This window comes from Micromonospora matsumotoense (assembly GCF_900091525.1).
In the GTDB taxonomy this organism is placed as follows: Bacteria; Actinomycetota; Actinomycetes; order Mycobacteriales; family Micromonosporaceae; genus Micromonospora; species Micromonospora matsumotoensis.
This window is the reverse complement of the sequence record NZ_FMCU01000031.1, coordinates 46,883-56,822: the sequence shown is the minus strand read 5'-3', so window position 1 is coordinate 56,822 and position 9,940 is coordinate 46,883. Positions and strand designations below refer to the sequence as shown.

Here is a 9,940-nt window from a genome sequence, read left to right as displayed (position 1 = left end):
GGCGTTGACGTCGAGCATCTTTCCGGAGGCGGTGTAGCGCAGGGTGTAGGCGTCCTGGGTGGTGCTGATCGTCCAGGTGGGGGTGCCGCTCTGCTGGACGGTCTTGGCGCCGTCGGCGGTGGAGTTGCCGGCGATGGCGAGGGGTTTGCCGCTGTTGCGGTTGACGATGCGGTAGGTGCCCGGTGTGGGTCCGGTCCCGCTGCCTCCGGTGAGGTTGAAGTATTCGACCGCGTCGGTGAAGACGGGGCTACCGGCCTTGGTGGTCGACAGTTGCAGGTACACGCGGCTGCCGGTGTTGGGGGTGGTGAAGGACACCGGCTGGGTGACCCGTGAGCCGAGTGGGACGGTCAGGTTGGTGCTGCCGGACGCGACGACCGCGCCGGTCGGGCTGTCGAGCCGGGCGGTCCAGGTGAAGCCCACCGAGGTGTCGGCGAAGTCGTCGTTGAACACGGTGATGTTCCGGGTGACCGTGGCGTTGCGGGCGTAGCTGGGTACCGCCTGCGGCAGCGGGAAGGTGCCGTTGGAGTCCGAATTGCCGGAGGCAGACCAGAAGGGGAGGTCGACCGCGGCCACCGGGTTGAACGCCGCCTGTACGCGCTGGATCTGCGGGTTGCTCCACGGGTCGGGCAGGTTGTCCACGCCGTAGATGGGGTGACCGCCCTCCTCCGGGGTGAAGTCGGTGCTCCGCACGCCGGGCACCACGCTGGCCCAGGCGGACAGCAACGTGTACGGACGCAGGTCGGTGGCGCCCTTGCCGCGCTTGGCCAGGGTTGCCGTGGCGAACCACTCGAAGCCCTGCTTGTTGTTGCAGGCGGGCCAGATGTACTCGCCCTCGCCGTCGGGGCGCCCATTCACGGTGATCAGGCCCTCCCCGTACCTGCCGAAGCCGTCGACGTAGTGCGGGATCACCGCGAAGTTGGCGTACGTCATCCCGGGATACAGACTGACATTCCCGCCGACGCCCACCTCGGCAATGATCGGCCGGGTGCCGTCGGCACCGTTCATCGCCGCGTACAGCTCCTTCTCGAACTGTTCGGAATCCTGGCCGCTCTGGTTCGGCTCGTTGTTCTGACTCCAGCGGATGATCGCGGGGTGGTTGCGGTCGCGCAGGACCAGCGCGCGGGCATGGTTGACCATGTTGTCGTGCCCGACGGACTCCTTCCACTCCTGCGAGGATTGGGAGCCGCGAATCGCGACCTCGTCGATGATCATCAGGCCCATCTCGTCGGCGACATCCAACATGTACGGGCTTCCGGGCTCCTGGTGGATGCGCACCACGTTGTAGTTCAGCCGCTGGTAGTTGTCCACCGCCTGCGGCCAGCCGCCGTTGCCGGACGACGGGGGCAGGAAACCGGGCAGGGTGTGGTACGCGTCGCCCTTGCCGCCGTTGTTGATCCGGTCATAGTCGGCACCCTGGAGGTTGTCGCCGCGGAAGTTCACGCGCACGCCGTTGAGGTAGTAGTAGTCACCGTTCTGGGTGGCCTCCCGGAACCCGAACCGGTAGTCGGCGTCGCTCGTCCGGCCGTCGTCGGTGACGGCATGCACCGCCAGCCCGTGCAGCTGCGCCCGGTACCCCGACCGGTACGGCACGTTGGGCCACCAGTACGAGGTACTGTCGAGGTTCCACGCGACCGGCCCGACGGTCACGACCGCAGTCGAGCGGGCCGCCACGGTGACCGTACGGCTGGGCAGTTCCGGGTAGCTGAAAGCCGTTCCGTTCTTGGACGACAGCGACCCGGTCAACGTCACCGACCGGGAACTGCCCGACGTGTTCCGCACCGTCACGTCGTAGGTCAGCGTCTTGTTCGCCACCGACGTACGCACGAACGTGTCGCTGACGTACACCGCCGGGTACACCCGCAGGAACGCGGACCCGAAGATCCCCTGGGGGACCGCCTCGGACCAGGTGGCGGCGTCGGGCACCAGGTACCGGCCGTTGGATGCCTTCAACGCGCCGCGGCCCTTCACGTTCACCGTGATCGTGTGGGTGGTGCCGGGCGCCGCATAGGCGCTGATGTCGAAGTTCGACGGGGTGAACGCCGTCGTCTGGGTGGCGACCACCCGGCCGTCGACCGACAAGGTCGCCTGGTGGTTGACCGCGCCGAACTCGATCCAGGCCGACTGCGGCTGCCCCGAGTCCGGCACGGTGATGCTGCGCGAGTACACCGCCTCGTTCACGGTGGTGAAGCCCTGCTTGTACCAGCCGCCACCGGGCACCGCGATCGTGGTCGCCGCCCGGCCCGCGGGCGTGAAACCCCAGGTCCCGCTCAGGTCGACCGAGGCGATGGCGGCGTTCCCGGCCGCCACACCGTGAACACCGGCGGCCGCCACGGCCCCCGTCTCGCCCGGTGCGGCCAGGGCCGGCCGGGGGTTCGCCAGGGGCAGGCCGCCCAGCGTCAGGGTCATACCGAGCGCCACGGTCGCAGCAAGCCCTCTGGCCGATGCCGACAATCGGCCACCCCAGTGGACGTTCGTACGATGCACGGTTACCTCCTGTGACTCGTGCGCCAGCTCCGCTACACCGGTTCAGGGCGCAGCTTCAAGGCCGACACTCGAACCGATTCGACAAATCTGCCGGCGTCGCCGACCACCCGGGAAGGGTGGCTGCAGCCCGGATACATAGATATGTATTAATGCGTGCGACGAGCGTGAAGTCAAGGTTTCGAGACGGTTACTTCCTGCTCCTGACGCCTTGCAAACGTCGAGCGGCCGCCGATGAGTACGACCCTTCCGGAATGCCAGGGCATCGCGCTCCGGCATTCCGTGTCGCCGGTCCACCGACGCGGCACCGGTCGATTAGCGAACCGATTCGCCTCTATGGCACCCGGCCGCATGTCCACGTCGAAGGCGTGGACAGCACTGCGGTCCTCGGCGAAGTCGGCAGGCGCCCCGGCCCGCCCTGTTCGGTTCGAAACTGGGGTTAGGGTGTTGACAAGGAGCGTGCTTCGCCAGCCTCACGGGCGGGTTACTGATTCTTTACGGTGAGTGTCTGATTGCGTAGACATGACAGCGCAATCATACAGGACTATGGCCGGCGACGGGAGGTGCCATGACGCGACTGGTGAGGCCGGGTGGAAGCCCTCCGACGCCGCGCAGCGTGGACGTCGCGCGGCTGGCCGGCGTCTCCCAGAAGACGGTGTCCAGGGTCCTCAACGACGAGCCGTATGTCTCGGCCGACCTGCGCCGGCGGGTGCTGGACGCCGCCGAGGAGCTCGGCTACCGGCGCAACCAGGCGGCCCGGGCGCTGGCCTCCGGGCGGACCCGGTCGATCGGCGTGGTGACGCTCGGCAGCGCCTTGTACGGGCCGGCGTCGTGGCTCATGGGCATCGAGCGGGCGGTCCGGAAGATGGGCTACACGCTGCGGGTGGCCACCACGATCGAGGGCGACCCGGGCGGCATCGCGAGCGCCCTGGCGTCGCTGCTGGACCAGGGCGTGGACGGCGTCGTCATCTCCGAGCCGATCGACGAGGGCGTCGGCATCATCAGCGTGGACGTGCCGGTCCTGGTCCTGGGCGCGCCGCCCACCTTCACCGCGCCGCAGGTGGTGACCGCCAGGGTCGGCGCGGGCCGGCTCGCGCGGGCCGCGACCGAGCACCTGCTGGAGTTGGGGCACGCGACCGTCCATCACCTGGCCGGCCCGCAGCGGTGGTATTCGGCACGGGACCGCCTCGCCGGCTGGCGCGAGGCGCTGCGGGCCCACGGCGCGGACGAGCCGCCGGTCGTCGAGGGCGACTGGTCGGCCGCGTCCGGCTACGCGGCGGGCCGGGAACTGGCCGGCGACGGCACCGTGACCGCGGTGTTCGCCGCGAACGACGACATGGCGATCGGTCTCATCCGCGCGCAGCTCGAGGCCGGGCGCCGGATGCCCGAGGACATCAGCGTCGTCGGGTTCGACGACATCCCGGTCGCCGCCTACGTCACTCCCCCGCTCACCACCCTGCGGCAGCCGTTCGACGCCGTCGCGCGGCAGGGCCTCGCGCTGCTGGTACAGGTCATCGAGAAGCCGGGCGTCGAGCTTCCACCGGCGGCCGACCCACCGGTCGAACTCGTCGTCCGCGCCTCGACGGCGCCACCACCGCCCCGGCCGATCCCGGAACAGGGCCGCCGAGCGACCCCCCACCCCCACGGTGGCCCACACGGTCAGCCCGCCGGCAGCGAAGTCCCCTCCACCCGGCCCTGATCAGCGTCGATCGTCCACCTCCCGCGGCACGTCACCCGAGGCCCGCACCAGCCGTCGCTGACGAGCGGCGGTAGCACCCGCGCGGACGCGCACCTCTCTCGATCCCCCCATCCCCCGCACTCCGCTGCCCGGCGCGCCGGCCCCTCCTGCCTTTTGACGGGAGTTCGCCATGGCCACATCGTCCCCACAGTTCCCGGTAAGCCGCGGCGGTGGTGTTCGCCCAGTTCACCAGTGGCTCCGGGCGACTACGGTGCGGACTCGAGCGTCTCCAGCGCGCGGAGCACCAAGCGCCGGCCAGCCTCCCGGTTGCGTGGTTCGTTGGAGTCGACCGGGTGTTGCAGCACCCGCCGTAGCACCACCCGCACCGGGGGCAGCATCCCGCCGAAGTGCTCGGCCAACTCCGCTCGGACGCCCGACTCGACGTGTTCACAGCACCACGCGGCCAGCTCGTCGTCGTGGAACGCGCCGGGCCGCTCCTCGAGCGCGACCACGAAGGCGAAGCCGTCCGAGGGGTCTGGCTGCGGCTCGAAGTCCGCTACCGCGCGGGCGAAGCCGCTGCAGTTGGTCTGAGAGCCAGCGGTGGCCTGGACGTCGCGGACCGGGGTGCGCCAGGCGGGGGTGCGGACCGGGGCCATGCTTGCCAGGCTAGTAGCCAGCCGCCTCCTCGTTGCCGGGTCAACCATCCACCCGACCCGGTACGAACCGGATCTGGCCGAGTCGGCAGCTGACCAGCCAGGGAGGCCAGGCGGCCAGCCTGGCGAAATGGACACCAGTCAGGCCCTGACGCATCCCCAGCTATGGCTTGGCGGCGTCGCACCCAAGTGACAGATGTACATGTATTGTGTGCCCGGCGTTGGACGCTCCTGCGTCGTTGGACTCGTCACACAAGGGCGGCACCGTCCGACCCGGCAAGGGACCGAATGATCAATCCTTTGACAGGCTCAGCCGGTGGCCGGGCGGAGTCCGAACGGCCGGTGGCTGTGGCGCTGCTCGACGCGAACCCGCCGCCGCAGGGCCGGTAGGGCAACCGCACTGCCAGCCGAGGTGCGCCACTCGGGCCGATGGCACAGGACTTCCACGGTAGGTCCGGCCTGGGTGGCGGCGACCGTGCCGTCCTCGGCCGGGCGTCCACGGAGCCATCCTCGCGCCGGGACCTCTGCCGGCTGCCACAGGGCAGCGACCCCGGTTGACCGACGTTCGGCGACCATACCGATCAGCTCGAACCCGGGCTCGACGCGCTCCATCAGAATCGACGACCGCGCCGACACCTCCACGGGTGCCGGCTGTGGACGCGGACCGGACGCACCGCCAGACCCTCGCCGCAGAACCGGTGAGACCACGTTCCGGGGCAGCGGCCCGGACCCCTGAGGAGACGAACAGTGACAGCAGCACGATGGCGGCGCGCGATCGCCGGAGCCGTGTCGGCGGCAATCATGACGGTCGGCGTGATCGCCGCCGCCGCATCGCCCGTCCAAGCGGCTCACGGCACCCGCCTGTTGGGCCCTGGCGAACGACTCACCGGCGGGCAGTATCTGCTCTCCGGCAACCGGCAGCACAGGTTGGCCATGCAGACCGACGGCAACCTGGTCCTCTACCGGCCGGACGGCTCATACTCGTGGCAGACCGACACCGATGGCCATCCGGGCGCCTACCTGGACATGCAGACCGACGGCAACCTGGTCCTGTACCGGGCCAACGGCACGTTCATCTGGCAGACCAACACACCCGGCCGGACCGGAGCCCGCCTCGAACTGCAGGACGACGGCAACCTCGTGCTGCTGCAGTCCGGCCGGGTGCTGTGGCAGACCGACACCTGGATCCCCAAGAGCGTCCTGTCGCCGGGTGAGCGGTTGACGCCCGGTCAGGACATGTATTCGGCGGACAGGCGCCACAAGCTGGCCATGCAGACCGACGGCAACCTGGTCCTCTACCGGCCGAACGGCTCATACTCGTGGCAGACCGACACCGATGGCCATCCGGGCGCCTACCTGGACATGCAGACCGACGGCAACCTGGTCCTGTACCGGGCCAACGGCACGTTCATCTGGCAGACCAACACACCCGGCCGGACCGGAGTCCACCTGGTACTGCAGAACGACGGCAACCTCGTGCTGTACCAGGGCGCCACGGCGATCTGGTACACCAACACCGTCGTCGGGCAGCACTCGCTTCCGCTGCCGCGTAGCGCCGCGCCCCGCAGCAGGTACGACGACCCGCATCATGACTACCCGGCCGTCGACATCGGGGTCCCGACGGGAACGCCGGCCCTGGCCGTGGCGGCTGGCACCGTCCAGACGTTCTCCAACGCCAGCTGCGGCAATGGCGCCACGCTCACCGCGCTCGGCGCGGTCTTCACGTACTGCCACTTCTCCGCCCACCGTGTCGGGTCCGGCGCACAGGTGTCCGCAGGTCAGCAGATTGGCGACACGGGCAACACCGGCAACTCCACCGGACCACACCTGCACCTGGCGATCCAGGTGGGCGGCGGCAGCCGCTGCCCCCAGCCGTGGCTTCTGGCCGTGTACGACGGGGCCGCGCCCCCGCCGGTGACCAGCCTGCCGACCTCAGGCTGCAGCTACTGACGAGCGGCGGCGCGAACGCCACGGCTCCCGGCCCTGGTGTTCGCGCCACCGACTCGCCCGGTGAGCCGGAGAGCTACCGGGGCAGCCCGCTGTGGGTCTCCCCCGCTTGATAAAGCGGTGGCTACCTGCTGCCGGTTCGTGCACACGGCCGCGGCCATCGGCAAGAGCGGATCCTCTGGTGGATGCCTTGAGCGGTGTCACGACGGCCAGCAGCGGCACGATCAGCGCGAGCGTGCCCGCGCACGGCACGGTGGTCTACCGGGCCAGCGGCGGCGTCACCGGCGATCCGCCGACGCCGACGCCGACGCCGACCAGCCTGGTCAGCATCTATCGGGGCGCTGCCTCGACGTGCCGAGCAGCAACACCGCCAACGGCACCCCGCCGGTCGTCTGGGACTGCACCCGATCCCCTGCCTCGGCTCGGCCCGCGCTCCACCCCGGCGGCGATGCCGGCCGGGGACCTTGTGTGGCCGCCGCCGTCGGGGATGTTGCCGAGTTGTCTGACGTCGACGTGGACCAGTTCGCCGCAGCGGCCAGCCGCCGATGACGACACACCGAGCCAGCCGTAGCCTGCCGGAAGGTCCCTCACCTCGGCCTCAGCCGACCACTGTCATGCCCAGGACAGGGATTCCCGGCCTATTTTCGGAGCCCGACACGTAGGCCGTCGATCAGGGCTGTGAGCCCGAATTCGAAGTGGGTGGCGAAGCCGGGATCGGTCAGTGCCGCACCGGCTGCCGCCAACGCGGGATAGGCCCCGGGATCCAGGGCGCTGCGCAGTTGGGTCAGGTCGGCCAGGTCGCCGGCAGCCGCTTGTTCCTCAAGGGTGTGCCCGATGGTGAAGTGCACGATCGAGAACATCGCACGTGCGGCGTCGTCGGGCGCGAAATCCGCCTCGATGAGCGCCGCGACGGCGGCCTCGGCGAACCCCAGGGTGTTCGGCCCGATCGAACGGGTGCCGGCATAGACGCGGGCGCCGTCGCGGTGGGCGAGCAGGGACGCGCGCAGCCGATGGGCGAGAGCCGTGACGGTCTGCGCCCAGTCTGGGCCGTCGGCGTCGTCTGCGCATCCGGTGAGCATCCGTTCGGCCATCGCGGTGAGCAGGTCCTGTTTGGTGGCGAAGTACCGGTAGAGGGCTCCGGCCTGCGCGTTCAGCGCCTCGGCGAGACGGCGCATGGTCAGCGCGTCCAGTCCACCCTCGTTCAGCAGGCGCAGCGCCTCGTCGATGGTGCGCTCACGGTCGAGCCTGGGCGGCCGACCTCGGGTCGGACCTGATTTCGGTGCGGGGGTTGCCTCAGCGCCCATGGTCAGCACTATAGTGAACCACGTTCACGTGAACGGTGTTCATTAATCATGCGGGATGGGAGTATCGGATGGATGCCGAGGTGATCGTGGTGGGAGCGGGCCCCACCGGGCTGATGCTCGCCGGGGAACTGGCCCTGGCCGGGGTCCGCGTGCGGATCGTGGAACGGCGCGATTCGCCCCAGCGCCACTCGCGGGCGCTCACCCTGCACCCGCGAAGCGTCGAGGTGCTGGACCAGCGCGGGCTGGCCGGCACATTCCTGTCGCAGGGAAAACCCGTGCCCGGATGGCACTTCGCGGGACTACCGACCCGGCTGAACTTCGCCGCGCTGGACGGCCGGCACGGGTACACGCTGTTCCTCGCCCAGGCGCAGACCGAGCGGTTGCTGACCGAATGGGTGCGGGGCCTGGGCGTACCGATCTCGCGTGGTGCAGCGGTAACCGGGGTCTCCCAGGACGCCGACGGTGTCGCCGTCACGGTCGGCGACACCGTGCTGCGGGCCATGTATGCCGTCGGCTGCGACGGTGGCCGCAGCGTGGTCCGGGAAGCAGCCGGGATCGAGTTTCCCGGCACCGACGAGACCCTCACCGGCCTGCTCGGCGACTTCGCCGTCGTGGACGCCTCCACCCTGGGCCGGGCCGAATCCGGTGGGGTGCTGGCCGTCCCGCTCGGCGACGGGACGACCCGCTTCGTGGCCGTCGACCCGCAACGGATGCGGGAGCCGTCGTCAACGCCGGTGACGCTCGACGAGTTCCGGGCCTCGCTGCTGCGGGTCTGCGGAACGGATTTCGGGGTCGCCGAGCCCCGCTGGCTCTCCCGCTTCGGCAACGCCACCCGACTCGCCGCACGATACCGGGCCGGCCGCGTCCTGTTGGCCGGCGACGCCGCGCACATCCACTTCCCGGCGGCCGGGCAGGGCCTCAACACCGGGCTGCAGGACGCGGCGAACCTCGGCTGGAAGCTGGCCGCGGCAGTGCACGGGTGGGCACCGGACGGACTGCTCGACACGTACCACGACGAGCGGCATCCGGTCGGTGCCGCCGTCACCGCCAACACCGAGGTGCAGACGCTGCTGCTAGAGCTGACGCTCGTCGGGCAGTACGAACGGCCGGCGACCGCCCTGCGCACGTTGCTCGACGATCTGCTCGGCATCGACGTCGTCAACCGGCGGATCGCCGGCGCGGTCTCGGCACTCGACACCCGGTACGGCACATCTGCGGAACCACTGATCGGTGCCCGCATGCCCGACGTTGCGCTGACCTCGCACGCCAGCGTCTACGAACTGCTGCGCGGAGGCTCGTTCGCACTACTCACGTTGACCAACGCCGGCCCGGCGACGGGTGAGGTGGCCAACTGGGCCGGCCGCGTCGTCCTCGGGGCGACCTCGGCCGGATCGCACCCGGCCCTGGCCGGCGTCACCGAGATCCTCGTTCGCCCCGACGGCCACGTGGCCTGGCTCAGCCGCGACGACCAGCCGGCGAGCGAACGCACGAACGCGCTGACCGTCTGGGCGGGCGAGCCCGCTTCTTCCACGGTGAAGACCACCCGTGGGGGTTAACGTGTCCGAGCGGCTGGTCACCCGTGACCCGAACAGCGGCGGTACGCCTGTGGCGAGAGCCGTATCCCGCGCCTCGGACACCGGCCACGGCAGGCGGCGGTGGGGCGTACGATCGCGGACGGTGCTGGTTCGCCTCTCCCGTCCTCGGGCGAGGCGTCGTAAGAGGGAACCCGGTGCAAGACCGGGACTGCCCCGCAGCGGTGAGTGGGAACGACCGCCGTCAACAGAGCACTGGACCGCAAGGTCTGGGAAGCGACGGCCAGTAGGCGACCAGGTGTCACGCCCACGAGTCCGAAGACCTGCCAGCACTGCGCGTACCAC

General features: G+C 70.2%; 6 protein-coding genes and 1 riboswitch. Of the genes, 3 read left to right on the top strand and 3 right to left on the bottom strand.

Annotated elements, in window-relative coordinates; genetic code table 11:
- On the bottom strand, positions 1-2,406 hold a 2,406-nt coding region (locus GA0070216_RS31870; protein WP_245722874.1), incomplete at its 3' end, for a glycoside hydrolase family 2 TIM barrel-domain containing protein.
- Positions 2,407-3,049: 643 nt separating this feature from the next.
- Between GA0070216_RS31870 and GA0070216_RS31865 the strand changes: the two genes are divergently transcribed.
- A complete protein-coding gene (locus GA0070216_RS31865; protein WP_091254031.1) occupies positions 3,050-4,180 on the top strand; it encodes a LacI family DNA-binding transcriptional regulator in 1,131 nt (376 codons plus the stop codon).
- Between the two features lie 245 nt (positions 4,181-4,425).
- Here GA0070216_RS31865 and GA0070216_RS31860 read toward each other — a convergent pair whose 3' ends face one another.
- Positions 4,426-4,815, bottom strand: coding sequence for a hypothetical protein (locus GA0070216_RS31860; protein ID WP_091254028.1), 390 nt, complete (start codon positions 4,813-4,815; stop codon positions 4,426-4,428).
- Positions 4,816-5,559: 744 nt separating this feature from the next.
- On the opposite strand from GA0070216_RS31860, the gene GA0070216_RS31850 reads away from it, so the two are divergent.
- Entirely contained in the window at positions 5,560-6,762 is a 1,203-nt protein-coding gene (locus tag GA0070216_RS31850; RefSeq protein WP_141723266.1) for a bulb-type lectin domain-containing protein, read from the top strand.
- A gap of 635 nt (positions 6,763-7,397) precedes the next feature.
- On the opposite strand, the gene GA0070216_RS31840 is transcribed toward GA0070216_RS31850, so the two are convergent.
- Entirely contained in the window at positions 7,398-8,063 is a 666-nt protein-coding gene (locus GA0070216_RS31840) for a TetR/AcrR family transcriptional regulator C-terminal domain-containing protein (RefSeq protein WP_091254047.1), read from the bottom strand.
- A 68-nt stretch (positions 8,064-8,131) separates the two neighbouring features.
- On the opposite strand from GA0070216_RS31840, the gene GA0070216_RS31835 reads away from it, so the two are divergent.
- Positions 8,132-9,619, top strand: coding sequence for an FAD-dependent monooxygenase (locus GA0070216_RS31835; protein WP_091254019.1), 1,488 nt, complete (start codon positions 8,132-8,134; stop codon positions 9,617-9,619).
- A 108-nt stretch (positions 9,620-9,727) separates the two neighbouring features.
- Positions 9,728-9,940: riboswitch (cobalamin riboswitch) on the top strand.

Coding starts and splice junctions, on each gene's coding strand:
- GA0070216_RS31865 (WP_091254031.1), top strand. CDS start 3,050: ATGACGCGACTGGTGAGGCCGGGTGGAAGCCCTCCGACGCCGCGCAGC.
- GA0070216_RS31860 (WP_091254028.1), bottom strand. CDS start 4,815: ATGGCCCCGGTCCGCACCCCCGCCTGGCGCACCCCGGTCCGCGACGTC.
- GA0070216_RS31840 (WP_091254047.1), bottom strand. CDS start 8,063: ATGGGCGCTGAGGCAACCCCCGCACCGAAATCAGGTCCGACCCGAGGT.
- GA0070216_RS31835 (WP_091254019.1), top strand. CDS start 8,132: ATGGATGCCGAGGTGATCGTGGTGGGAGCGGGCCCCACCGGGCTGATG.